Genomic DNA, 23,838 nt, shown 5'->3' on the forward strand with positions numbered 1-23,838 from the left:
GGCCTGGTCCACGCCGATGCGGATCGAGGACGCCATGCGTACCCCGCACGGCTCGGTCGGAGGATCCGGGCCCCGGTCCGGCGACACTGCCGATCCTTATCCTCGCACCAGAGCCACCCCGACCGGCCGCTGGTCCCACGACCGGGCCTGAGTCCTGCACCACATCGCCCGCTCCCGCCGCCACCACCGAACGAACCGCGAGGGCACGCCGGCGCCCCACTGTCCGTGCTGATGCTGGGCCGGATACGGCGGCGCGGAGACCCCGGCTGGTCGGCCGGGGTCTCCGCGCTCCGACAGTGTGGGCCCTTCCGCTACCTCAGGCGGTACGACTCAGACGTCGTGGGGTACGGCGTCCCAGCCGTCGACCTCGTGCGGCTTGCGGGTGCCCGGGCCCACGTAGCGGGCCGAGGGACGGACCAGTCGCTGGAGCTTCTTCTGCTCCAGGATGTGGGCGCTCCAACCGCCCATCCGGGCACAGGTGAACATCGAGGTGAACATGTGTGCCGGCACCTCGGCGAAGTCGAGCACCACGGCGGACCAGAACTCGACGTTCGTGGCGAGCACCCGATCCGGTCGGCGGGCCTGCAACTCGGCGAGGGCGGCCTTCTCCAGGGCCTCGGCGACCTCGAAGCGCGGGGCGCCCAGTTCCCTGGCGGTGCGGCGGAGCACTCGGGCGCGCGGATCCTCGGCCCGGTAGACCCGGTGACCGAAGCCCATCAGCCGCTCACCCCGGTCGAGCACGCCCTTGACGTAGCCCTCCGCGTCACCGCTGCGCTCGACCGCCTCCAGCATGGTCAGCACCCGCGACGGCGCGCCGCCGTGCAGCGGGCCGGAGAGCGCCCCGATGCCCGAGGAGATGCAGGCGGCGGCGTCCGCGCCGGTGGAGGCGACGATCCGGGCGGTGAAGGTGGAGGCGTTCAGGCCGTGCTCGGCAGCCGAGATGAAGTACGCGTCGACGGCCTTGACGTGCCTCGGGTCGGGCTCGCCGCGCCACCGCTTCATGAAGCGCTCGACGACCGTCTCCGCCTTGTCGATCTCCTTCTGCGGAACCGCCGGCAGGCCGAGGCCGCGAGCGGACTGGGCGACGAAGGAGAGGGCGGTGACCGACACCCGAGCCAGGTCCTCGCGGGCCTGCTCGTCGGAGATGTCCAGCAGCTGCTGCAAGCCCCAGTACGGAGCGAGCATGGCGACGGCGGACTGCACGTCGACCCGGATGTCACCGGAGTGCACCGGCACCGGGAATGGCTCGGCCGGCGGCAGGCCCGGGCCGAAGCGGCCGTCGACCAGCAGCGCCCAGACGTTGCCGAAGGAAACCTGGCCGATCAGGTCCTCGATGTCGACCCCGCGATAGCGCAGCGCACCGCCCTCGCGGTCGGGCTCGGCGATCTCGGTTTCGAAGGCTACGACGCCCTCAAGTCCGGGTTTGAAATCGGCCATCTCACTGCTCCTGGTGTGTGGTCGGTGCGCCCGCCCGGGCTCGGTGTCCCGGCCCCGGCCGGGTGAGCGCCTTAGGCGACCCTCAGGGATGTGTTCGTGACATCTTGCCTGCTGGTGGCCGGGTGCGCGAGACGCTGTCGATGTGCTGCTGGCGACATCCCGCTTGCCGGGCCCCTTCCGGCACGGATAAGACTGGGCCGGACGGGCTGGTCGGCGGGCGCGTACCGGCCCGACGGGGGAGGAGCGGGAACGTGATGGGGGACACACCGGTGCCAGCCGGGATGCGGCACGAGTACGCCGCCGATTCCGGCCTGACGGAGAGCGAACTGGCCGTCGACTGGCACACCCAGTTCGACAGGTGGTTCGCCGACGCGGTCGCCGCCGAACTGCCCGAGCCGAACGCCATGGTGCTCGGCACCGCCGACGCCGCCGGGCGGCCGAGCGCGCGGACGGTGCTGCTCAAGGGGTACGACCCGGAGGGTTTCGTGCTGTTCACCAACTACGGCTCCCGCAAGGGTGCCGAGGTGGCCGCCAACCCGTACGCCAGTCTGCTCTTTCCCTGGTTTCCGATGCAGCGGCAGGTGATCGTCACCGGACCGGTGGAACGGGTCGACCGGGCGGAGACGGAGGCGTACTTCGCCAGCCGGCCGCGCGGCTCGCAACTCGGTGCCTGGGCCAGCGCCCAGTCGTCGGTGCTGCCGGAACGGGCCGCCCTCGACGACGCCTACCGGGCCGCGGCCGAGCGCTTCGCCGACGTGGACCCGATCCCCGCTCCGCCGCACTGGGGCGGGTTGCGGGTACGTCCCGATTCGGTGGAGTTCTGGCAGGGCCGGGCCAGTCGGCTGCACGACCGGCTGCGGTTCCGGCGTACCGGCGCGGACTGGGTCGTGGAGCGGCTGGCACCGTGACCGTCAGCAGCACCGACCGGCCGCGCGAGCAGCGCCGCTGGGCGATCGATCTGCGCCCGCTGCGGGTACCGGCGTACCGGCGGCTCTGGGCCGGCAACGCCATCGCGATGTTCGGTTTCCAATTCACCGCCGTCGCGGTGCCGGTGGAGATGTACGCGTTGACCGAGGACTCCCTCTGGGTCGGTCTGCTCGGCGTCGCCGCCTTCGTACCGCTGCTGGTCTTCGGGCTCTGGGGCGGGGCGGTCGCCGACGCCATCGACCGGCGGCGGGTGCTGCTGGGCGGCTCGGTCCTGCTCTGGGTCGCCGTGCTGGGACTGCTGGTCCAGGCGCTGCTGGGGGTCGGCAGCCCGGTTCTCCTGCTGGCCCTTGTCGCATTGAGTTCGGTGGCGTTCGCGATCTCCGGGCCGGCCCGTGGGGCGCTCGTGGCCCGGCTCGTCCCGACCGAGCTGGTGCCGGCGGCCACCACGTTGAACTTCACCACCGCCATGGCCACCGCGGTCCTCGGGCCGCTGGCCGCCGGCCTGATCCTGGCGATCTGGGACCTCGGGGTGGCACTGCCGGTCGCGTACGCCGTGGACGCGACGCTGCTCGCCGCCCTGGTCTGGGCGGCGCTGCGGCTGCCAGCCATGCCGCCGGAACCCGATCCGGACGGCGGGCCCCGGCAGGCGGGGCTGCGCAGCATCGTCGACGGGGTGCGGTACCTGGCCGGTAGCCCGGTGCTGCTGCTCTCCTTCGCCATCGACCTCATCGCGATGGTGTTCGCCTTCCCGCGAGCGCTCTTTCCCGAGGTGGCGACCGAACGGTTCGGTGGTGGCGCGGCGGTGGGCTGGCTCTACAGCTCCATCGCGATCGGCTCACTGCTCGCCGGCCTGGTCTCGGGTTGGATCGGCCAGGTTCGCCGGCAGGGTCTGGTGCTGGTGCTCGCCGTGGTGGGCTGGGGCGTCGCGGTGGCGTTGGCCGGACTGGCCGGCCAGCTCTGGCTGGTGGTCGTACTGCTGGTGCTGGCCGGCGCCGCCGACCTGGTCAGCTCGGTGGTACGGCAGTCGATGTTGTTGATCTACGCGCCGGATCGGATGCGCGGCCGGCTCCAGGGCGTCAACACCGTCGTGGTGGCCGGCGGTCCGCGCCTGGGCGATCTGCGGGCTGGTGCCATGGCGGCCGGGTTCGGCAGCGGGGTGGCCTGGATCGGTGGCGGTGTCGCGGCGGCGGTGCTCGCGGTGCTGCTCGCCGTGGCCTTCCCGGCGCTGACCCGCTACCGGCCGCCGACCGGAGCGGATGGACGCGAGCACGACGAGGGCCGCGGACCGCGGCGAGCGAACGACGGCGTCGGCGGCTAGGGTCTGGCGAATGGACAGCCGCGATCCGCTTCCCCTGTCGGGAGCGCAGTGGAGCATCTCAGCCGCCGGCCACGAGGCGGTAATCGTCGAGCTGGGCGGCGGACTCCGCGCCTACCGCCAGGACGGGGTCGAGCATCTCGACGGGTACGCCACCGACGAGATGTGCCCGGGCTCGGCGGGGCAGGTGCTGGCACCCTGGCCGAACCGGATCCGCGACGGCGTCTACACCTTCGGCGGGCAGTCGAGACAGCTGAATCTGACCGAGCCGGAGCGGCACAACGCCATCCACGGCCTGGTGAACTGGGCATCGTGGCACCTGATCGAGCAGCGGCCGGACGAGGTCACGGTCGGCTACGACCTGCTGCCGCAGCCCGGTTACCCGTGGCCGCTGCGGCTGCGTACCAGGTGGGTCGTGGGCGCCGACGGGCTGCGCGCCGAGCACGACGTCACGAACGTCGGCACCGAGGCGGTGCCCTTCGGCTTCTCCGTGCACCCGTACCTGCAACTGCCGGGGGTGTCGGTGGAGGACATCGCACTGCGCGTACCCGGCCGGTCCCGGCTGCTGCTGGACGGTCGGCTGCTGCCGGTCGGCGCGGCCGCGGTGGCCGGTACCGAGTACGACTACACCGAGCCGCGTCGCATCGGTGAGGCCGTCCTGGATCTCGCCTTCGGGCAGGTGAACCGGGACGCCGACGGCGGCTCCTCGGTGACGCTGACCGGGCCGGACGCCTCGACCGGGCTACGGATCTGGGCCGACGACCAGTTCGGCTGGTGGCAGGTCTACACCGGTGACACGCTGACCGGCGAGCGGTTCCGCCGGTCGGTGGCGGTGGAGCCGATGACCTGCCCGCCGGACGCGTTCCGCTCCGGCCGGGATCTCATCACTCTGGCGCCGGGCGACACCTGGCGCGGGAGTTGGGGCATTCGGCCCGGTGGCTGAGCGTCCGGTCGCGGACCGGACGGGCACGTGAGGAGTACGGCGTGGAGTTCGCGGAGGTCGTCCGGCGGCGCCGGATGGTGCGCAACTACGACCCGGACCGGCCGGTCCCGCCGGAGGTGGTGGAACGGCTGCTGGAGCACGCGGTGCGGGCCCCGTCGGCCGGGTTCTCGCAGGGGTGGGGCTTCCTGGTGCTGGAGTCGCCGGAGGACCGGGAGCGTTTTTGGTCGGCCAGCACCCCGGAGGGCGGCGGGATGCAGCGGTGGCTGGCCGGGATGCGCCGGGCACCGTTGATCGTGGTGCCGCACGCCAACCGCTCGGTCTACCTGGAGCGGTACGCGGAGCCGGACAAGGGCTGGGCGGACCGGTCGACGGATCGTTGGCCGGTGCCCTACTGGTACGTCGACACCGGATTCGCCGCGCTGCTGATGATGCTCACCGCCGTGGACGAGGGGCTGGGTTGCTGTTTCTTCGGCATCCCGCCGCAGCGGTTGGTGTCCTATCGGGAGGCGTTCGGTGTGCCGGAGGCGTATCACCCCATCGGTGCCCTCACTGTCGGTTATCGAGCCGCCGACCACCGGTCACCATCGCTGCGTCGCGGGCGCCGTCCGGTGGACGAGGTCGTCCGGCGGGGGCGGTGGAGCTGACCCGAACCGGTGGTTTCGTCCGGTTGAGAACCGGACGACCCGTGGCGAAACTGGCATCAGGGAGCAGAACGTGGGGTGCGGGGTCCGGCTACGCTGGCACGGTCATCGGCGCCGCAGGTCGCGGCGCCGTGCCGCGACCCGGCCCGGCGTCGTGGTATCGGCCGGCCAGGGGGAGGGGAGCGTGCCGTCGTGATCTTCAGAGCGGTCCGGGACGGGCGTCCCTATCCGGAACACAACCTGACCCTGAAGCAGTGGGCGGAGATTCCGCCCCGCCCGCTGCGCCTGGATCAGCTAATCACCACCAAGCGCGAGCTGGCGCTGGACAAGCTCCTCGCCGAGGACTCCACCTTCTACGGTGACCTGTTTCCGCACGTCGTGCAGTGGAACGGTGGTCTCTACCTGGAAGACGGCCTGCACCGGGCGCTGCGTGCCGCACTGCAACAGCGCAACCAGATCCACGCCCGGGTGTTCGTGCTCGCCGAGGCGGTCGAGTGACCCAGGTGGACCTGCTCGACCTTGATGCGTCCCTGACCGAGGACGAGCGAGCGATCCGCGCCGTCGTACGCCAGGTGGTCGACGACCTGGTCCGACCGCACGTCGCGGGCTGGTACGAGGCAGGTCACGCGCCAGCCCGCGAACTGGCCCGTGAGTTCGGCAAGCTCGGCCTGCTCGGCATGCACCTGACCGGGTACGGCTGCGCCGGCTCGACGGCCGTCGCGTACGGGCTGGCCTGCCTGGAACTGGAGGCCGGTGACTCCGGGGTCCGGTCGCTGGTCTCGGTGCAGGGCTCACTGGCCATGTACGCGATCTGGCGCTACGGCAGCGAGGAGCAGAAGCAGCGCTGGCTGCCGGCGATGGCGGCCGGCGAGGCGATCGGCTCGTTCGGACTGACCGAGCCGGACCACGGCTCCGACCCGGCGTCGATGGCCACCCGGGCACGCCGCGAGGGCGACGACTGGGTGCTCGACGGCAGCAAGATGTGGATCACCAATGCGCCGATCGCCGACGTGGCGGTGATCTGGGCGCGTACCGAATCCGGTGTGCGGGGCTTCGTCGTACCGATGGACACGCCGGGGGTGACGGCGCGGGAGATCACCCGGAAGATGTCGCTGCGCGCGTCGCTGACCGGCGAGATCTCCCTCGACGACGTCCGGCTGCCGGCGGACGCGCAACTGCCCGACGCCACCGGGTTGAAGGCACCGTTGAGCTGCCTGACCGAGGCCCGGCACGGCATCGTCTGGGGCGCCCTCGGCGCGGCCCGCGACTGCCTGGAGACCGCGCTCACGTACGCGACCACCCGCACCCAGTTCGGGCGACCGCTGGCCGGCTTTCAGCTCACCCAGGCCAAGCTCGCCGACATGGCGGTCGAGTGGAACAAGGGCTATCTGCTGGCCCTCCAGCTAGGCCGGCTGGCCGACGCCGGAAAGCTGCGCCCGGAGCAGGTAAGCGTCGGCAAACTGAACAACGTACGAGAGGCGTTGGCCATCGCCCGGCAGTGCCGGACCATCCTCGGTGCCAACGGGGTTTCCGGGGACTACCCGGTGATGCGGCACGCCAACAACCTGGAGAGCGTGCTGACCTACGAGGGCACCTCGGAGATCCACCAGTTGGTCGTCGGGCAGCGGCTCACCGGGGTCTCCGCGTTCACCTGACCCTGACCGGGTCCATCCGACGGGCTCGACGAGCGGCTGTCGTACGTTGGGCTTACCGTCATCACCAGAGACCGCGTCTGACGAGGACGGTGAGGGCGATGGCACGCGACGGCGACATCAACGAGCCCACCAGCGAGTTTGCCGACCACCGGTCGGGCGATGTGCTCACAGACGCCCCGGACACACCACCCCCGGCCCCGCAGTCAGGTGGCGGGGCGGTCCGTGCCCTGCTCTGGGTGCTCGGTGCCGCGGCGCTCGCGGTGGTGGTGCTGCTCGGCGTGCAGACCACCGGGATCCTGCCCGAGTTCCGCAACCCGTTCACCAAGGAACAGACCGATCGCACGCAGCCGGCCCTGCTCGAGTCGATGCAGGATCTCAGCCGCTACGTGGCCGCCGAGGGCAACTTCCAGGTCGTGGTCGACCTGCAGAATGACCGGCGCAACGTGCCGGACTGGCTGCTCAACCAGCGGACCTTGTTCGTCGGGTCGGGCAGCGTCGAGGCGTACGTCGACTTCGGCACGCTCACCGAGGGGGCGATCGTGCAGTCGGCCGACGGGAAGTCGGTCGAGATCAAGCTGCCGGCACCGCAACTGGCCGAGACCAACCTCGACCTGGAGAAGAGCTACGTCTTCGCGGAGGAGCGCGGCCTGCTCAACCGCGTCGGTGACCTGATCGGCGGTGACCCGAACCGGCAGCAGGAGGTCTACCGGCTGGCCGAGGACCGGATCACCGCGGCGGCCCGGGACAGCGGCCTGAATGCCCGCGCCGAGGAGAACACCCGCAAGATGCTGGAAGGGCTGCTCCGCTCGCTCGGCTTCGAACAGGTCAGCGTCACCTACATCGCCCCCTGACCACCCACGCCGACGCCCACGCACACGCCCACGCTCGCCCCACGGGCACGCCGCGCCTTACGGGCACGCCCCCACCCCCACCCTGCGGGGGACCGCCGACCACGCCACGTAGCAGGGCGGGGCGTGCAACTTCAGGGTTGGTGTCGCCTGCGGCGCGTCGGATACAGCAACAACCCTGAAGTTGCACCGGCTTGCGGCGCGGCGCGGCGCGGCGCGGGGTGCGCGGCGCGGTGGGCGCGGGGTGGGGTGGGTGGTCAGGGGTTGGGGGCCAGGTGGCGGTCCTCGTTGGGCATGATGATCCAGAGCGCCAGGTAGACGATCACCTGGGTGCCCGGGAGCAGTAGCGACAGCAGGAACAGCAGCCTGATCAACCCGGCCGAGGTGCCGAACCGGCGGGCCAGGCCGGCGCAGACGCCAGCGAGCATGCGCCCCTGACGGGGCCGGACGAGTTTGCGACTCATTCGTGTCACTTCCCCTCTGCGGCTTTCCGCCGCTGCTGGAATCAACGCTAGGCACGGATGGCCGTCCTGACCTCGGTCGGGAGGAGGAAGGCCACCCTGCTGACCCGTAAGTGCTTACCCGCGTGGGTTCCAAACGACGCCTGCCGTCGGGATCAGGGGCAACTGCGATGTCGAGTTGAGCCGTCTGTGCCGTCGCGGGAGTGATTCGTCTGCGCCGTCAGCTCGACAGCGCTCGCACGTCAGTCACGGTCGCGTCCTGGGTAGTAGGCTCGCCGGTCGGACGCCCGCACCCGGGCGTCACCAGGGCCGGACCGCAGCGAGGACCGGCCACGACCGGGTCGGGTCCGCAGCACGGAGCCGACCATGACCGGCCGCTGACCGGTGACCCCGGCGACGGCGAGAAGGCACAGTCATGATCAGCGTGTTCGACCTGTTCAGTGTGGGTATCGGGCCATCCAGTTCGCACACGGTGGGGCCGATGCGAGCGGCGCGTACCTTCGTCGCCGGGCTCAAGGCCGACGGTCTGCTCACCGGCACCGCCCGGGTGCGGGCCGAGTTGTTCGGCTCCCTCGGCGCCACCGGGCACGGGCACGGCAGCGACCGGGCGGTGCTGCTCGGTCTGGCCGGCGAGGAGCCCGAGACGGTCGACACGGACGGCGTCGAGGCGCTGGTGAGCCGGATCCGGGCGGAGCACCGGCTGTGCCTGTCCGGCACCCACGAGATCGACTTTGATCCGGAGCGGGACCTGACGCTGCACCGCCGCCGGTCGTTGCCGTACCACCCGAACGGGATGATCTTCTCGGCGTACGACGTGGGCGGGGCCGAGGTGCGGATGCGTACCTACTACTCCGTGGGTGGCGGGTTCGTGGTGGACGAGGCCGCCGCCGGGGCGGACCGGATCAAGCCGGACAGCACCCCGGTCCGGTACCCGTTCCTCACCGGCGCGCAACTGCTCGACGTGACCGCCGCGACCGGGCTGTCCATCAGCGAGGTCATGCTCGCCAACGAGGTGTCCTGGCGGGCCGAGGCGGACGTCCGCGCCGGGCTGCTCGACATCTGGCGGGTCATGCGGGAGTGCGTCGAGCGCGGCTGCACCCGCGACGGCACCCTGCCCGGCGGCCTGAAGGTGCGCCGCCGTGCCGCCGAGCTGCGTCGCAGTCTGGAGGCTGACGCCGCCCCGGCCGCGACCGCGCCCGGCGGACCGGTAGCGGGCGCCGGTGGGGATCCGCTGCACGTGATGGACTGGGTGACGCTGTTCGCGCTGGCCGTCAACGAGGAGAACGCGGCCGGCGGCCGGGTGGTGACCGCGCCGACCAACGGGGCGGCCGGGATCATCCCGGCCGTACTGCACTACTACACCCGGTTCGTACCGGGTGCTTCCGCGGAGGGAGTGGTGCGTTTCCTGCTGGCGGCCGGTGCCATCGGGGTGCTGTTCAAGGAGAACGCGTCCATCTCCGGCGCGGAGGTGGGTTGCCAGGGGGAGGTCGGTTCGGCCTGTTCGATGGCCGCAGCCGGGCTGGCCGAGGCGCTGGGCGGCACGCCGGCCCAGGTGGAGAACGCGGCCGAGATCGGCATGGAGCACAACCTGGGACTCACCTGCGACCCGGTGGGTGGCCTGGTGCAGATCCCGTGCATCGAGCGCAACGCGGTGGCTAGCATCAAGGCGATCACCGCCGCCCGGCTGGCGCTGCGCGGCGACGGGGTGCACGCCGTCTCGCTCGACAAGGTCATCAAGACCATGCGGGAGACCGGTGCCGACATGAAGGTCAAGTACAAGGAGACGGCGCGCGGTGGCCTGGCGGTCAACGTGATCGAGTGCTGAGCGCTCGTGGGGCGGCGTTCACCGGCTGCTAACCTGTCGTCCGTTCAGCGCGGCCGGCAGCAGGGCGGTGGAGGCGAGGCGGGTCCTGGCCGAGGCTCTTACCAGGCGGGAGACGGCGGTGACCTCTGGCGTCGGGGCGTTGTGGTCGCACCGCAACTCGCTGCGCATCCTGGTCCGGCGCGACCTGGCGGTGAAGTACCAGCAGTCGGTGCTGGGTTACCTCTGGTCGTTGATCGAGCCGCTGGGCATGGGTGCGATCTACTGGTTCGTCTTCGGTGTGCTCTACTCCCGCGACACCAACCGGTATCTCGGCGAGGCCGCCGGGTCGTACCCGCTGTTCCTGATCACCGGGATCTTCGCCTGGATGTGGACCAGCTCGGCGCTGAGCGAGGCCACCCACGCGCTCACCGGCCAGGCCCGGTTGATCACCACGATGAACGTGCCCCGGCAGGTATTCCCGATCGGCCGGGTCGCCGGCCGCTTCGCGGAGTACGCCGCCGGCCTGCCGATCCTCGCCGCCATCGCGGTCTGGTACGCGGCGCAGGGCCGGATCGAACCGGGCTGGTCGCTGCTCGCCCTGCCGCTCGCGGTGCTGGTGCAGGCGATCCTGTTGATCGGGCTGGCGTTGCTGCTGTCGGCGTTCAACGTGCTGATGCGCGACGTGGAACGGTTCATGCGCCTGGTCATCCGGGTGCTCTTCTACGCCACGCCGATCATCTACCCGTTGAGCCTGGTCCACGACTCCGGCCTGCCGGGCTGGGTCCGGGTGACCTACGAACTCAACCCGCTGGTCGGCATCTTCCAGCTGCACCACGCGGTGTGGTACCCGGACGAGTTCCCGGGCGTCCGAATGCTCGCCACCACCGTCGGCATCAGCGTGCTGCTGCTCGTGGCCGGCTGGTGGGCCTTCCGCCGGCTCGAACCCGCCGTGCTCAAGGAACTCTGATGAGTGAGGCGATCATCGAGGCGGAGGGCCTCGGCATCCGGTTCGTCCGCAACCGCCGCCGGCAGTTGCGGCTGCGGGAGCTGTTCATCCACCGGGGTACGCGGGGTGCCGACGACGGTCGGTTCTGGCCGCTGCGCGACGTCTCCTTCGCGATCGCGCCGGGGGAGACCGTCGGGGTGATCGGCCGCAACGGCACCGGCAAGAGCACCCTGCTACGGCTGATCGCCGGGGTGCTGATCCCCGACGAAGGGCGGATCCGGGTCTCCGGCGACGTCGCGCCGCTGCTGGAACTCTCCGCCGGCTTCTCCAACGACCTGACCGGGCGGGAGAACCTGTACCTGGTGGGCGGCCTGCACGGGCTCTCGTCGGGCTATCTGAAACGGCACTTCGACGACATCGTCTCGTTCGCCGGTGAGCAGGTGGAACGGGCGATCGACACCTCGGTACGCCACTACTCGTCCGGCATGAAGGTGCGACTCGGCTTCGCGATCATCTCGCACCTGCCGCACCCGATCCTGCTGATGGACGAGGTGACGGCGGTCGGCGACGCCGAGTTCCGGGAAAAGTGCTACACGACCATCGATCGGCTGCTCGGGGAGGGGCGCACTCTGGTGCTGGTGTCACACAACGAAAAGGATCTGACCCGGTTCTGCCGTCGGGGGCTCTACCTCGACGCGGGTCGGCTGAGCGTCGACGGCACGATCGCCGAGGCGCTGGCCGCGTACCACGACGCGGTTCCCCGGTGACCCTCGCGATCGTGCTCGCCGCCGGATCACCGGCCGCGAGCCTGCCGACGGGTACCGGCGGGAGCATGGGCGAACGGCTGGCCGGTCAGTGGCGCCAAGCCGGTGCGGCCGAGGTGCGGGTGGCCGCCGACCTGGACGAGCTGGCCGAGCTGGCCGGCTCGGCGACCGGCCCGGTGGTGATCAGCGGGGCCGACCTGGCCGCCCACACGGCCGTACTGCGCCACCTGCTGACCAGTCCGGTCGGGCCGAGCGTGGCGCTGGTGCTGACCGATCCGCCCAGCGCTGGACGGACAGTGTTGCGCGAGGAGCGTGGCCAGGTGGTCGAGGCGGGCCGCCCCGACCAGTTGGTGGGAGGTGCGGCCACCGGCGTCTTCGGCGGCGCGGTCCGGGTCGGCCGGGAGGACGTACCGGCGCTGGTGGCCGCCGCCCGTGCGGTCGCCGCCGGTCGGCTACCGGCCGGAGCCGTCGCGGTCGAGCTGTTCGAGTCGGCCGGACCGGCCGAGCGGGCGGGACCGGTCGAACCGGCCGCCCGCCCGGATGCACCGGCGGGGCCCGTCGTGGACCAGCTCTTCGCCGCCCTCACCGGGCAGGGCGCGCTGGTCTTCGCGCACCGGGTACGCCTGCTCGTCGCGCACCGGGTCGACGAGGCCGCGGAGCTGGCCCGGGCGGAGGCGGCGGTGGCTGCGGTCGACGAGGACCGGGCCGAGCTGCGGCTGTCGGTGAAGGAGAAGGACGACTTCTTCACCACCTACTTCGTCAGCACCTGGTCGCCGTACGTCACCAAGCTCTGCGCCCGGCTGGGGTTGAGCCCGACGGCGGTGACCATGGTGTCGGTGGCCTTCGCGGTGGCCGCGGCGGCGATGTTCGCCGCCGGTGGCCGGCCGCTGCTGGTCGTCGGGGCGGTGCTGCTCTACCTCGGGTTCGTGCTGGACTGCGTGGACGGCCAGTTGGCCCGCTACACCCGCAACTTCAGCGCCTGGGGCGGCTGGCTGGACACCATGGCCGACCGGGCGAAGGAGTACCTCGTCTACGCCGGGCTCGGCCTCGGCGCGACCCAGGCCGGGTTCCGGTACGGCTGGGCCCTCGCCATCGCCGCGATGACGCTGCAGACCGTGCGGCACATGACCGACGCGTGGTACGGCGTGCTGCACGACGAGGCGGCACGCCGGCCGAAGAGCGTCGGTGCTGGTGGCGGCGGCATCGGTGACCGGCTGAACGCCGCGTCGACCCGGGTGCAGGCCGACGCCGGCTCGGTGTCGTACTGGCTCAAGCGCACGGTGGTCTTCCCGATCGGGGAGCGGTGGGCGTTGATCTCGCTGACCGTGGCGCTCTTCGACCAGCGGATCGCCCTGTTCGCGGTGCTGACCTGGGGTGTGCTGGCGTTCGCGTACACCGGCGCGCTGCGTACCCTGCGGGCCCGCTGGATGTGGGTGCCGGTGCTGGACACGCTGGACGCGACCCTGCACCGCGACGACGGCCCGCTGGCCGCTCGGCTACCGGTGCTGCGGCGGCCGGGGCCGCTGGCGCTCGCGGTGGTGGCGGCGCTCGGCGCGGCGATCCTGCTGCTGGTGACGCTGGTGGACGCCAGCGGGAACGGCGTGCCGCCGTGGCTTCGCTGGGTCGCGGTGCTGGTGGCGTTGCTGGTGCTGCTGGTCGGCGCGGCCGGGGCGCGGGCGGCGCACAACGGGCCGCTGGACTGGCTGGTGCCGGCGGCGCTGCGGGCGGCCGAGTTCCTGTTCGCCATCGCGGTCGGGCTGATCGGCGGAGCACCCTTCTGGCTGATCTTCGGGTACCTCTTCGTGCTCACCCTGCATCACTACGATCTCGTCGCCCGGCTGGAGAAACGGCAGCCCGCACCGCCGCTGCACGCCGCCACACTCGGCTGGGAGGGGCGTTCGGCGGTACTGGCACTGGCGGCGATCGCCGGAATCGTGAGTATTGGTCTGGCTACACTCGGTATCTACCTGTTGGCCCTGTTCGTGGCGAGTGTGGTGCTGGCCTGGGTGGTCCGGCCGGTACGTGCCGCGCAGGTGCCGGCGGGTGCGGGAGGTCGCGCGACGCGCTGAGGAGGGGCCGGGACGATGACGCTTGTCAGCTTCGTCGTCCCGGCCTTCCGGGTGCAGGGCTATCTGCGGGAATGCCTGGATTCGATTCTCGCGCAACCGGTTGCCGACATCGAGGTGATCGGGGTCGACGACTGCTCCCCGGACGGCAGCGGCGACATCCTCGCCGAGTACGCCGATCGCGACGACCGGGTGACCGCCGTACGCCTGGACCGCAACGTCGGGCTCGGCCCGGCGCGCAACGTCGGGCTGGACCGGGCCGTCGGCGAGTACGTCTGGTTCGTCGACGGCGACGACTGGCTGACGGCGGACTGCCTGGTCGAGGTGGCCGCCCGACTGCGCGAGACCCGGCCGGACGTGCTGCTCGTCGACCACGTACGCGCGCACTGGGACGACACGGTGACCCGCAGCGCCATGGCCGAGGTCTTTCCCATCCCGCCCGGTCCTGTCACGTTCCGGCTGGTCGAGCGGCCAGAGACGGTGAAGCTGCTGCACACCGCGTGGAACCGGTTGGTCCGGCGGCAGTTCCTGGCTGACACGGGGCTGCGCTTCGCGCCCGGCTGGTACGAGGACGTCTCCTTCAGCTACCCGACGCTGCTGGCCGCCGACCGGATCGGCGTGCTGGACCTGGTCTGCGTGAACTACCGGCAGCGGCGGGCAGGGGCGATCACGAGGACCCGCGGCGAGCGCCACTTCGACGTGTTCGAGCAGTGGCACCGGGTGTTCCGGGAACTGGATCGGCTCGGGGCCGAGGAACTGCGGCCGGCGATCTTCGAGCGGATGATGTGGCACTACCTGGTGGTGCTCGGCAACGGCGACCGGATCGGGCCCGAGCTGCGACCGACCTTCTTTTCCCGGGTCGCCATCGAGCACGCCCGGTTCCGGCCACCCGACGGACACCGGGTGCCGGCTGGGGTGGCGGGGCTCAAGCACCGGCTGGTGGCGGCCGGCAGGTGGCGTACGTTCAGCGCGTTGCGGACCGCGAGCCGGGCGGGAGAGACCGTTCGCCGGGTTGCCGGCGGGGCCCGCCGTCGGGTGCTGCCACCGGCTCGGGTCGGCGTGCGGCGTGCGCGTGACGCGGTGCTGCGCCAGTACCAGCGGGCCGAGCGGCGTCGGCCGGTGGAGGAGAACCTGGCCGTCTACGCCGCGTACTGGTATCGCGGCTACGCCTGCAATCCCGCCGCGGTCTACGAGGCGGCCCGCCGGCTGGCACCGCAGGTCCGGGGGGTGTGGATCGTCCGGCGCGACCGGGTGCACACGCTTCCGGAGGGAGTCGAGTACGTGGTCGCCGGCACTCCCGCGTACCACCGGGCGCTGGCCCGGGCCCGATGGCTGATCAACAACGTCAACTTCCCGGACTCGGTACGCAAGCGGCCCGGCACGGTGCACGTGCAGACCCACCACGGCACCCCGGTCAAGGTGATGGGGCTGGACCAGCAGCGCTATCCACTGGGCGCGGGTGGGATGGACTACGCCGGGCTGCTGCGCCGGGTGGACCGGTGGGACTACAGCGTCACCTCGAACAGCTTCTCCACCCAGATGTGGGAACGCGCCTATCCGGCCGGGTACGCCACCTTGGAGGTGGGCTACCCGCGCAACGACCGGCTGGTCACCGCAAGCCCCGAGGAAGTGCTGCGGCTGCGCGCGGAGCTCGACGCCGGCCTCGGTGAGCAGGTCGTGCTGTACGCGCCAACCCACCGGGAGCATCTGCCCCGGTACCGGCCGCCGTTCGACCCGGAGCGTTTCCTGGACGCGCTGGGCCCTACCGGCCTGCTGCTGATGCGCAGCCACTACTTCCACGACCGGGACCGGCGGCTGCCACCTCCGACCGCCCGTGGTCGGCTCCTGGACGTCAGCGCCCACCCCCGGGTCGAGGACCTTTACCTCGCCGCCGACGTGCTGGTCACCGACTACTCGTCGGCGATGTTCGACTACGCCGTCCTGGACCGGCCGATCGTCATCTACGCGCCGGACTGGGACGCCTACCGGCTGACCCGGGGCGTCTACCTGGACATCGTCGCCGAGCCGCCCGGCCCGGTGGCCCGGACCTTCACCGAACTGCTCGACGTGTTCCGCTCGGGTGCGCTGCGGTCACCCGACGCCGAGCGGGCCCGGGCACGCTTCCGGGAGCGGTTCTGCGCTCTGGAGGACGGGCGTGCCGCAGAGCGGGTGGTACGCCAGGTGTTCCTCGGGGAGAACCTGGTCTGAGTTGGAAGTTCCGCACAATCGCCGCTAATCGATGGAACGTAATAGGTCTGTCACGATTCAAACATGGCACGTTTACCCGATGTGCCATCCGCATGATCCTGGCCACAGTCATTCGGGGTTCCGTGGACGAGGTGGGGAGGAGACGGTGACCACCGTCGCGCTCAAGGACGTCACAAAGGTCTTCCGCGACGGCACGGTCGCGGTCGACAGCATCAATCTGGACGTGAACGACGGTGAGTTCATGGTGCTGCTCGGGCCGTCCGGCTGTGGGAAGTCGACGGTGCTGCGGATGGTCGCGGGCCTGGAGGACCCGACCTCGGGCGCGGTGATGCTCAACGGGGAACTCGCCAACGACCTGCCGCCCCGGGAGCGGAAGATCGCGATGGTCTTCCAGGACTTCGCGCTCTACCCGCACATGAGCGTCAACGACAACATCGCCTTCCCGCTCAAACTGGCCGGGGTCGAGCCGACCCCGCGCGGCGAGCGGGTCACCGACGTGGCCAGCGCCCTCGGCATCGGTGACGTACTGGCACGGCGCCCCAGCCAGCTCTCCGGTGGGCAACGGCAGCGGGTCGCGATGGGCCGGGCGATCGTCCGCCGGCCGGGGCTGTTCCTGATGGACGAACCCCTGTCCAACCTGGACAGCGGCCTGCGCGCGGAACTGCGGGCGGAGATCTCCGGCCTGACCCGCGAACTGGGGGTCACCACCATCTACGTGACGCACGATCAGGCCGAGGCGCTGACCATGGCCGACCGGGTCGCCATCATGCGCAAGGGCGTTCTCCAGGACGTGGGCACGCCGACCCAGGTGTACGGCCGACCGGCGACCCTCTACGTGGCCGCGTTCCTGGGCAGCCCCCGGATGAACCTGCTGGAGGCGTCGGTCTACGTCCACCTCGATCGTTACGTCACGCTCACCCTCGGGGAGCAGGCGCTCTACCTGCCCTGGGACGACATCCGCAGCCGGGCCGTGGCGCACTACCACGGCGAGCGGATCGTGGTCGGGATGCGGGCCGAGGCACTCACCCCGGTCGCCCCGGACACCCCCGGTGACGTGCTCCAGGGTCGCATCCGCTACCTCGAACACCACGGCCACGAGTCGCTCGCCTTCCTCGACATCGGTGCGACCGCCATCATGGTGGACGACATCGGTGCCCCGGTGGATGCGGACGCTCCGCCCGGCCAGCGCGGCCTGCGCCGGTTCGGCCAGGTGATGCAGCGGATCACCGGCCGGGCCAACGAGCCGACGACCCAGGCGACCAACGGCAGCCGGACCAGCGTGCTGCACGACCCGGGCCGGCACCACCGCCGCCCGGCCGAACTCGCGGTCCGCCTCGCGCCGTACCCCGCCGTCACCGCCGGCCATCCGCTCGCGGTCCAGGTACGCATGGACGCCCTGCACTTCTTCGACGAGCGCGGCGACCGCATCGACGTCGGCTGGCGCTGACCCGATTCGTGGCAGTCCGGGTGCGCCGGAGTCGGCGTGTCGGCCGCCTGCACTGCCACGAATGGCTCCTTGCCGGGGAAGTTACCGACGGGTAGCGTCTGGGTATGACCATCGACTCGCGGCAGGTGGCGGCCGGCATGCTTGAGGCGGTGCCCTTCGCCCGTACGCTCGGCTTCGAATTCGTCGAGGTGGCCCCGGAGGCGGAGGGTTCGGTCCGGGCGGTGGTCCGGCTGCCCGACTCGCCGGCCACCCACAATCACATCGGTGGCCCGCACGCCGGGGCCATGTTCACCCTCGGAGAGACAGCCTCGGGTGCGGTGGTGCTCGCCGCGTTCGGTCACCTGCTCGACCGGGCCACGCCGCTGGCGGTGCGGGCGGAGATCGCGTACCGCAAGCTCGCCCTCGGCCCGGTGCGAGCGACGGCGCGGCTCGGTCGCCCGCCGGCCGAGGTGGTCGCGGAACTCGAGGCCGGCGAGCGACCCGAGTTTCCGGTACGCGTGGAGATCGCCACCGAGGAAGGCAAGCCGACCTCGGAAATGATCGTCATCTGGACCCTTCGCCCGAACTGACCGCGCAAGCTCACCCTGCCGCTCGGGCCCGCAACACCCCCGCCTCAGTCGCCCCCAACCTGCCGCAAGTCGCTCCGTCGCATCCTGGTCGCACGCCCGACATGGCCGCAAGTCGGGTGCTTCTGTCCTCATGGCGGCCCGACATGCCGCATCTCGCCCTCTCCCGTCCTGGTGATGGCCCGACATGCGGCATCTCGTCCTCTCCCGTCCTGGTGATGGCCCGACATGCGGCATCTCGCCGCCCCCTCCTGTCCTGGTTGCGCGCGGCATCTCGCCGCCCCCTCCCTCTGGTTGCGCGCGCGGCATGCGGCATGTTGGGGCTTCCTGACTCGGGGATCACCCGACATGCGGCATCCTGCGCCTGCCCTGCGCCTGGGGATCGTGCCGGGTGCCCCTGCGCCTGGGGATCGTGCCGGGTGCCGGGTGCCGGGTGCCGGGTGACTGGGAGGTCGTCGGGTCGTGCGGCGATGATCGGATTGAGCGCCGCTGCCGCGACCGTTGAGGCTGTCGTCGAGACCGTTGAGGGTCGTCGATGTTGCCGGAGCGGGCCCAAGCGTGCTGGAATGGCTCATATCGCCGCAGCGCGGGGGCAAACGCGCTGAGCACGGCCAGCACGGGAGTCAACGCAGTGCCGGTTGCGCATCGCTCGGGCGGATGCCTGCGCGCCGCTCACCTGGGCCAACTTCACCGGTCACACCTACCCGGGCACGGTGTTCCACCGTTCGTATCACCGGCATGCGTCTGCGCGTCGACCGAGGCGGTCGAGCGTCGACCCGCCGGAGGCGTCCCAGTGGTCCGCAAAGCACAGAACCGGCGACGAGGTGAGAAGCGATCATGATTTCCCGGGAGAGTTTCGCAGGGTGGCTCCGACACCGCTACGTGTGGGCGGCGGCGATCCTGCTGGTGGTGTCGGCGGGCGCTGTCGTACTGGTCAGCTCGGCCAGCTCGAAGACGGAGCCGCCGGATCTGCACGGGCAGATCATGAACTGGATGCGTACCACGCTGGAGGAGGCGGACCCGGAGCAGCACAATCATGCCGGGCACGACATCCAGCAGGTGGCGAACGGCGAGGAGACGAAGCCCGCGGTGATCTGCGGCGTGCACGTCTACGGCTTCGAGCCGGCCGAGGTCACCGTGCTCGCTGACGTGCAGACGGTCTACGGCTTCCATCTCTGCGGGGTCGCCGAGCAGGGGCGCCCCTGGGACTGGGCGGTCAAACTGGCCGGCCCGGTGATCATCGACATGTCCACCGAGCCGGCGGGCATCGAGGTGGTCGAGGCGACCGAGGACACCCGGTTCATCGACCGGCTGCGGCAGATGTTCCCGGCCAAGTACGCGGAACTGGCGGAGAAGGAGGCGCTGGAGGCGTCCGAGATGGCCGACCTGCGCCGTCGGTACGACTCCGCAGCCGGACTCTGACCACGCGAGGTGAACCGGGTGCGGTCGACTGACTGCACCCCGCACACCGCCGCGCCGGTATCCGTGGAAGTGCGTTTGCCGGTACGTGTCGGCGGATAGATTGATACGATGCTCGGCCTGCCTGATCATGTGACCGCTGTTCTGTTCGACCTCGACGGGGTGCTCACGCAGACCGCCCGGGTGCACAACGCCGCCTGGACCGAGACGTTCGACGACTACCTGAGACGGCGGTCGGCCACCACCGGTGAACCGTACCGACCGTTCGATCCGGGGCCGGACTATCACCGCTACGTCGATGGTCGCCCCCGTCTGGACGGGGTGCGGACCTTCCTCGCCTCCCGCGGCATCACCCTGCCCGAGGGCGCACCGGAGGATCCGCCGGGGGCCCAGACCGTGCACGGCCTCGGCAACCAGAAGAACGCCATGGTGTTGGAGCGGATCCGCACCATCGGAGTGGACGTCTATCCCGGCTCGGTCGCGTACCTCAAGGCGGTGGCCGCGGCGGGGCTGCGGCGGGCGGTCGTCACGGCCAGCGCCAACGGCCGTGAGGTGGTCGCCGCCGCCGGCCTGGAGCCGCTGCTGGAGGCGCGGGTGGACGGACTCACCGCCCGAGCCGAGGGGCTACGCGGCAAGCCGCACCCGGACACCTTCCTCGCCGGGGCGAAACTGCTCGACGTGGCACCGGAGAAGGCGGCTGTGGTCGAGGACGCGTTGGCTGGCGTCGAAGCCGGCCGGGCCGGCGGTTTCGGGTACGTGATCGGCGTGGACCGGGCTGGCCACGCCGACGAACTGCGCGCACACGGCGCCGATGTGGTGGTCGACGACCTCGGAGACCTGCTCGACACCGGGCGGCCCGAGTGATCCGGGAGCGGGCGTATCCGGTCGAACCGTGGCACGTCCGGGAGACCCGGCTGGACATGGACGTGCTCGCCCAGTCCGAGTCGGTGTTCGCACTCTCCAATGGACACGTCGGGCTGCGCGGCAACCTGGACGAGGGGGAGCCGCACGGGCTGCCCGGCACCTACCTCAACTCGTTCTACGAGCTGCGGCCCCTGCCGTACGCGGAGGCCGGCTTCGGTTTCCCCGAGTCCGGCCAGACCATCGTGAACGTCACAAACGGCAAGCTCATCCGGCTGATGGTCGACGACGAGCCGCTCGACGTGCGCTACGGCGAGGTGCTCGCCCACGAGCGGATCCTCGACATGCGCGCCGGCACCCTGCACCGGTCGCTGCACTGGCGCTCGCCGGCCGGCCGCGAGGTCCGAGTGAACAGCACCCGACTGGTCTCCTTCCGGCAGCGCTCGGTCGCCGCGATCCGCTACGAGGTGGAGGTGGCCGACGACAAGCCGCTGCGGTTGATCATTCAGTCGGAGCTGGTGGCCAACGAGACGTTGCCGCCACAGAGCCGCGACCCGCGCGTCGCCGCGGTGCTGGAGTCACCGTTGCAGGCGGAGGAGGAGTTGACCACTCCCGCCGGTGGGCTGCTGATCCATCAGACCAAGGTCTCCGGGCTGCGGGTCGCCGCCGCCATGGACCACGAGGTGGCCTCGCCGGCCCGGACGTCCGTCGGCTCCGAAGGCTACGAGGACTGGGTCCGTACCACTGTGGCGTGCGTGCTGGAGCCGGGGCAGAAGCTCCAGGTGGTCAAGTACCTGACCTACGGTTGGTCCAGCCGGCGCTCGTTGCCGGCCCTGCGCGACCAGGTCGGTGCCGCTTTGGCAGCGGCGAAGCTGGACGGCTGGGACGGGCTGGTCCGTGAGCAGCGGGAGTACCTGGACGAATTCTGGGACGCCGCCGACGTCGTGGTCGACGGGGATCCGGAGGTGCAACAGGCGGTCCGGTTCGGCCTGTTCCACGTGCTCCAGGCCGGCGCGCGGGCGGAACGCCGACCCATCTCGGCCAAGGGGCTCACCGGCCCCGGGTACGACGGGCACGCGTTCTGGGACACCGAGATGTTCGTCCTGCCGGTGCTGACCTACACCCATCCCGCCGCCGTACGGGACGCGCTGTACTGGCGCTTCTCCACCCTGGAGCAGGCCCGGGAGCGGGCGCGGACGCTCAACCTGGCCGGTGCCGCCTTCCCGTGGCGCACCATCGAGGGGCCGGAGTCGTCGGGTTACTGGCCGGCGGGCACCGCCGCCTTCCACATCGCGGCCGGCATCGCCGACGCGTTGCGCCGCTACGTGCTGGTGACCGGCGACCGGCAACTGGAGCGGGAGATCGGGCTGGAGTTGCTGGTGGAGACCGCCCGGCTGTGGCGCTCGCTCGGGCACCACGACCGCGCCGGCAACTTTCACGTCGACGGGGTCACCGGTCCCGACGAGTACACCGCCGTCAAGAACGACAACATCTACACCAACCTGATGGCCCAGCGGAACCTGCTGACCGCCGCCGAGGTGGCGATGCGGTACCGCGACGAGGCGTTCCACCTCCGGGTCACCGACGAGGAGGCCGCCGCGTGGCGCGACGCCGCCGCGGCCATGCACATCCCGTACGACGAGGAACTCCGGGTGCACCAGCAGGTGGAGGGCTTCACCCGGTTGCAGGAGTGGGACTTCGAGCAGACCCCGCCCGACAAGTACCCGCTGCTGCTGCACTATCCATACTTCGACCTGTACCGCAAACAGGTGATCAAGCAGGCTGACCTGGAGTTGGCCATGCACTGGCGGGGCGACGCCTTCACCACGGAGGAGAAGCTGCGCAACTTCCTCTACTACGAGCGACGTACGGTCCGCGACTCGTCCCTGTCGGCCTGTACGCAGGCGGTGCTGGCGGCGGAGGTCGGCTACTCCGATCTGGCGCACAGCTACCTGCGCGAGGCCGCGCTGATGGACCTGCACGACCTGAACGAGAACACCCGCGACGGCGTGCACATGGCCTCGCTCGCGGGCGCCTGGATCGCGCTGGTCGCCGGGTTCGGCGGCCTACGGGACCATGACGGAACGCTGTCCTTCGCGCCCTGCCTGTCGAGCCGGCTCAACGGCCTGTCGTTCTCGCTCCAGTGGTGCGGGATGAGGCTGCGGGTCGACGTACGCGGCCACGACACTACGTACGCCCTGCACCACGCCGCCCCGGACGCCGTCATCGAGCTGCGGCACCACGGCAAACCGGTGCGCGTCACCTGCGACGAGCCGGTGACCGTACCGAATCCGCCGCCACGTACGGACCTGCCGATGCCGGAGCAGGCACCCGGTCGGGCACCCCTGCTCCGGCTGCCGGAGAACCCGGCCTGACCCGGCTGCGTCGCCGTCAGATGGGCTCGCCCTGGGAAGGGCGGCCGGTGGCGTCGTGGGGCGTCCTCGCCCGGGGATCGTCGGCCGAACGCGCCTGGGCCGCGTCGTCCGCCCAGTCCCGTCCGCGTTTGTCGCCCTGTTCCCGCCGTTCGCGTTCGGCGGCGGACTGCACAGGCTCACGCTGGTGATGCGGCATGACGGTCCTCGCGATCTGTCGGCGGCGCCGGTGACGCCGGTCCGTCTGCGGTCGCCCGTCGGCTACCCGGCACCCCCCGACGCAAACCCGCTCCCAGGGCGACCGAAGGGCTTGTCGTCGGCCGCGCCGGGTATCCGGCAGGGTGAGTCGGCCACTGGGGGGCGAGATGGACGTACGCGACGAAGCGGTGACGATCCCGGCGAGTGAGGTCCTGCTCCCGGCCGATCTGCTGGTGCCGGCGGAGCCGGTCGGCGCGGTGCTGTTCGCGCACGGCAGTGGCAGTTCCCGGCACAGTCCACGCAACGTGGCGGTGGCTCACCAGCTCAACCGGGCCGGGTTCGGCACCGTCCTGGTGGATCTGCTCACCCCCGCCGAGGACGAGGTGGACGCGGTCACCGCCGAGCTGCGCTTCGACATCGGGCTGCTGGCCGACCGCCTCGCCGGGATCGTGGACTGGCTGGCCACCGAGCGGCCGTTCGGGACGACCCCGGTCGGCCTCTTCGGCGCGAGCACCGGGGCAGCCGCCGCGCTGGTCGCCGCCGCGCGGCGGCCGGACCTGGTCCAAGCTGTGGTGTCCCGCGGTGGTCGTCCAGACCTGGCCGGTTCCGCGCTGGCCCAGGTACGCGCCGCCACGCTGCTCCTCGTCGGCGGTCTCGACGAGCAGGTGATCACCCTCAACGAGCAGGCGCTCGATCAGCTGACGTCCCGGGCCGAACTGCGGGTGATCCCCGGCGCTACGCACCTCTTCGAGGAACCGGGCACCCTGGACCAGGTCGCCGAGGCCGCGGCTGACTGGTTCCACGACCACCTGCACCCCCAACCCGCCTCCGCCTGAGACCCCCACCCGTGATCCTGCTTCCCGGCCCCGGCCCCGGCCCCGGCCCCGGCCCCGGCCCCCGGCCCCCGGCCCCCGGCCCCGGCCCCCGGCCCCGGCCCCCGGCCCCCGGCCCCCGGCCCCC

Annotated in this window: 20 protein-coding genes and 1 pseudogene; 18 read left to right on the top strand and 3 right to left on the bottom strand. The window is 71.3% G+C overall.

Features of this window, described 5'->3' with window-relative positions:
- Window positions 1-330: 330 nt before the first annotated feature.
- Window positions 331-1,437: a citrate synthase 2 gene (locus tag Vse01_RS12945; protein WP_093404137.1), complete on the bottom strand. Its 1,107-nt coding sequence runs from the start codon at window positions 1,435-1,437 to the stop codon at window positions 331-333.
- A 254-nt stretch (window positions 1,438-1,691) separates the two neighbouring features.
- Between Vse01_RS12945 and pdxH the strand changes: the two genes are divergently transcribed.
- From pdxH to Vse01_RS12980, 7 genes are all read left to right on the top strand, one after another.
- Complete coding sequence (gene pdxH, locus Vse01_RS12950) at window positions 1,692-2,345, top strand: pyridoxamine 5'-phosphate oxidase (protein ID WP_093404138.1); 654 nt, start codon at window positions 1,692-1,694, stop codon at window positions 2,343-2,345.
- Window positions 2,342-3,682, top strand: coding sequence for an MFS transporter (locus tag Vse01_RS12955; protein WP_232511224.1), 1,341 nt, complete (start codon window positions 2,342-2,344; stop codon window positions 3,680-3,682). The genes pdxH and Vse01_RS12955 overlap by 4 nt, the downstream gene beginning before the upstream one ends.
- A gap of 10 nt (window positions 3,683-3,692) precedes the next feature.
- Window positions 3,693-4,622 carry an aldose 1-epimerase family protein gene (locus Vse01_RS12960; protein ID WP_093404139.1) on the top strand — a complete coding sequence of 310 codons (930 nt, stop codon included), beginning with the start codon at window positions 3,693-3,695 and terminating at the stop codon, window positions 4,620-4,622.
- Window positions 4,623-4,663: 41 nt separating this feature from the next.
- On the top strand, window positions 4,664-5,266 hold the full coding sequence (locus Vse01_RS12965; protein WP_093404140.1) for a nitroreductase family protein: 603 nt from the start codon (window positions 4,664-4,666) through the stop codon (window positions 5,264-5,266).
- Between the two features lie 189 nt (window positions 5,267-5,455).
- Window positions 5,456-5,761 (top strand): type II toxin-antitoxin system VapB family antitoxin, encoded by a 306-nt coding sequence (locus tag Vse01_RS12970; protein ID WP_093404142.1) that lies wholly within the window; start codon window positions 5,456-5,458, stop codon window positions 5,759-5,761.
- Entirely contained in the window at window positions 5,758-6,918 is a 1,161-nt protein-coding gene (locus Vse01_RS12975) for an acyl-CoA dehydrogenase family protein (RefSeq protein ID WP_093404143.1), read from the top strand. Before Vse01_RS12970 ends, Vse01_RS12975 begins: the two co-directional genes overlap by 4 nt.
- A 98-nt stretch (window positions 6,919-7,016) precedes the next feature.
- Window positions 7,017-7,769, top strand: a complete 753-nt coding sequence (locus Vse01_RS12980; protein ID WP_093404144.1) for a DUF4230 domain-containing protein — start codon at window positions 7,017-7,019, stop codon at window positions 7,767-7,769.
- A gap of 254 nt (window positions 7,770-8,023) precedes the next feature.
- Here the strand turns inward: Vse01_RS12980 and Vse01_RS12985 are convergent, their stop codons facing one another.
- Window positions 8,024-8,230 (bottom strand): PspC domain-containing protein, encoded by a 207-nt coding sequence (locus Vse01_RS12985; protein WP_093404145.1) that lies wholly within the window; start codon window positions 8,228-8,230, stop codon window positions 8,024-8,026.
- A gap of 412 nt (window positions 8,231-8,642) precedes the next feature.
- Here Vse01_RS12985 and Vse01_RS12990 point away from each other — a divergent pair, with 412 nt between their 5' ends.
- The 10 genes and pseudogenes from Vse01_RS12990 (at window position 8,643) to Vse01_RS13035 (ending at window position 22,683) form a co-directional block, all read left to right on the top strand.
- Window positions 8,643-10,052 carry an L-serine ammonia-lyase gene (locus tag Vse01_RS12990; protein WP_093404146.1) on the top strand — a complete coding sequence of 470 codons (1,410 nt, stop codon included), beginning with the start codon at window positions 8,643-8,645 and terminating at the stop codon, window positions 10,050-10,052.
- Window positions 10,053-10,170: 118 nt separating this feature from the next.
- Window positions 10,171-10,998 (top strand): ABC transporter permease, encoded by an 828-nt coding sequence (locus Vse01_RS12995; RefSeq protein ID WP_093404221.1) that lies wholly within the window; start codon window positions 10,171-10,173, stop codon window positions 10,996-10,998.
- 140 nt (window positions 10,999-11,138) lie between these two features.
- Window positions 11,139-11,744 (top strand): annotated as a pseudogene (locus Vse01_RS13000) (ABC transporter ATP-binding protein); the annotation flags it as partial.
- Entirely contained in the window at window positions 11,741-13,810 is a 2,070-nt protein-coding gene (locus Vse01_RS13005) for a DUF5941 domain-containing protein (protein WP_093404148.1), read from the top strand. The pseudogene Vse01_RS13000 and the gene Vse01_RS13005, both read left to right, overlap by 4 nt.
- 15 nt (window positions 13,811-13,825) lie before the next feature.
- Complete coding sequence (locus Vse01_RS13010; RefSeq protein WP_093404149.1) at window positions 13,826-16,015, top strand: bifunctional glycosyltransferase/CDP-glycerol:glycerophosphate glycerophosphotransferase; 2,190 nt, start codon at window positions 13,826-13,828, stop codon at window positions 16,013-16,015.
- 145 nt (window positions 16,016-16,160) lie between these two features.
- Window positions 16,161-17,462, top strand: coding sequence for an ABC transporter ATP-binding protein (locus Vse01_RS13015; RefSeq protein ID WP_093404150.1), 1,302 nt, complete (start codon window positions 16,161-16,163; stop codon window positions 17,460-17,462).
- 104 nt (window positions 17,463-17,566) lie between these two features.
- Window positions 17,567-18,031, top strand: coding sequence for a DUF4442 domain-containing protein (locus Vse01_RS13020; RefSeq protein ID WP_093404152.1), 465 nt, complete (start codon window positions 17,567-17,569; stop codon window positions 18,029-18,031).
- A gap of 834 nt (window positions 18,032-18,865) precedes the next feature.
- Window positions 18,866-19,450 carry a hypothetical protein gene (locus tag Vse01_RS13025; protein WP_093404153.1) on the top strand — a complete coding sequence of 195 codons (585 nt, stop codon included), beginning with the start codon at window positions 18,866-18,868 and terminating at the stop codon, window positions 19,448-19,450.
- A 108-nt stretch (window positions 19,451-19,558) separates the two neighbouring features.
- Window positions 19,559-20,311, top strand: coding sequence for an HAD family hydrolase (locus tag Vse01_RS13030; RefSeq protein ID WP_093404155.1), 753 nt, complete (start codon window positions 19,559-19,561; stop codon window positions 20,309-20,311).
- A complete protein-coding gene (locus tag Vse01_RS13035; RefSeq protein WP_093404157.1) occupies window positions 20,308-22,683 on the top strand; it encodes a glycoside hydrolase family 65 protein in 2,376 nt (791 codons plus the stop codon). The genes Vse01_RS13030 and Vse01_RS13035 overlap by 4 nt, the downstream gene beginning before the upstream one ends.
- A gap of 16 nt (window positions 22,684-22,699) precedes the next feature.
- Here Vse01_RS13035 and Vse01_RS13040 read toward each other — a convergent pair whose 3' ends face one another.
- Window positions 22,700-22,855 (bottom strand): hypothetical protein, encoded by a 156-nt coding sequence (locus Vse01_RS13040; RefSeq protein ID WP_373870668.1) that lies wholly within the window; start codon window positions 22,853-22,855, stop codon window positions 22,700-22,702.
- A 190-nt stretch (window positions 22,856-23,045) separates the two neighbouring features.
- Here Vse01_RS13040 and Vse01_RS13045 point away from each other — a divergent pair, with 190 nt between their 5' ends.
- Window positions 23,046-23,714, top strand: coding sequence for a dienelactone hydrolase family protein (locus Vse01_RS13045; RefSeq protein ID WP_093404160.1), 669 nt, complete (start codon window positions 23,046-23,048; stop codon window positions 23,712-23,714).
- Window positions 23,715-23,838 lie beyond the last annotated feature (124 nt).

This window comes from Micromonospora sediminimaris (assembly GCF_016863575.1).
GTDB lineage: Bacteria > Actinomycetota > Actinomycetes > Mycobacteriales > Micromonosporaceae > Micromonospora > Micromonospora sediminimaris.

What these genes read in the sequence shown, in the direction of transcription:
- Vse01_RS12945 (WP_093404137.1), bottom strand. Translation starts at nt 1,437, where the DNA reads ATGGCCGATTTCAAACCCGGACTTGAGGGCGTCGTAGCCTTCGAAACC.
- pdxH (WP_093404138.1), top strand. Translation starts at nt 1,692, where the DNA reads ATGGGGGACACACCGGTGCCAGCCGGGATGCGGCACGAGTACGCCGCC.
- Vse01_RS12960 (WP_093404139.1), top strand. Translation starts at nt 3,693, where the DNA reads ATGGACAGCCGCGATCCGCTTCCCCTGTCGGGAGCGCAGTGGAGCATC.
- Vse01_RS12980 (WP_093404144.1), top strand. Translation starts at nt 7,017, where the DNA reads ATGGCACGCGACGGCGACATCAACGAGCCCACCAGCGAGTTTGCCGAC.
- Vse01_RS12985 (WP_093404145.1), bottom strand. Translation starts at nt 8,230, where the DNA reads ATGAGTCGCAAACTCGTCCGGCCCCGTCAGGGGCGCATGCTCGCTGGC.
- Vse01_RS12990 (WP_093404146.1), top strand. Translation starts at nt 8,643, where the DNA reads ATGATCAGCGTGTTCGACCTGTTCAGTGTGGGTATCGGGCCATCCAGT.
- Vse01_RS13010 (WP_093404149.1), top strand. Translation starts at nt 13,826, where the DNA reads ATGACGCTTGTCAGCTTCGTCGTCCCGGCCTTCCGGGTGCAGGGCTAT.
- Vse01_RS13020 (WP_093404152.1), top strand. Translation starts at nt 17,567, where the DNA reads ATGACCATCGACTCGCGGCAGGTGGCGGCCGGCATGCTTGAGGCGGTG.
- Vse01_RS13025 (WP_093404153.1), top strand. Translation starts at nt 18,866, where the DNA reads ATGATTTCCCGGGAGAGTTTCGCAGGGTGGCTCCGACACCGCTACGTG.
- Vse01_RS13030 (WP_093404155.1), top strand. Translation starts at nt 19,559, where the DNA reads ATGCTCGGCCTGCCTGATCATGTGACCGCTGTTCTGTTCGACCTCGAC.
- Vse01_RS13045 (WP_093404160.1), top strand. Translation starts at nt 23,046, where the DNA reads ATGGACGTACGCGACGAAGCGGTGACGATCCCGGCGAGTGAGGTCCTG.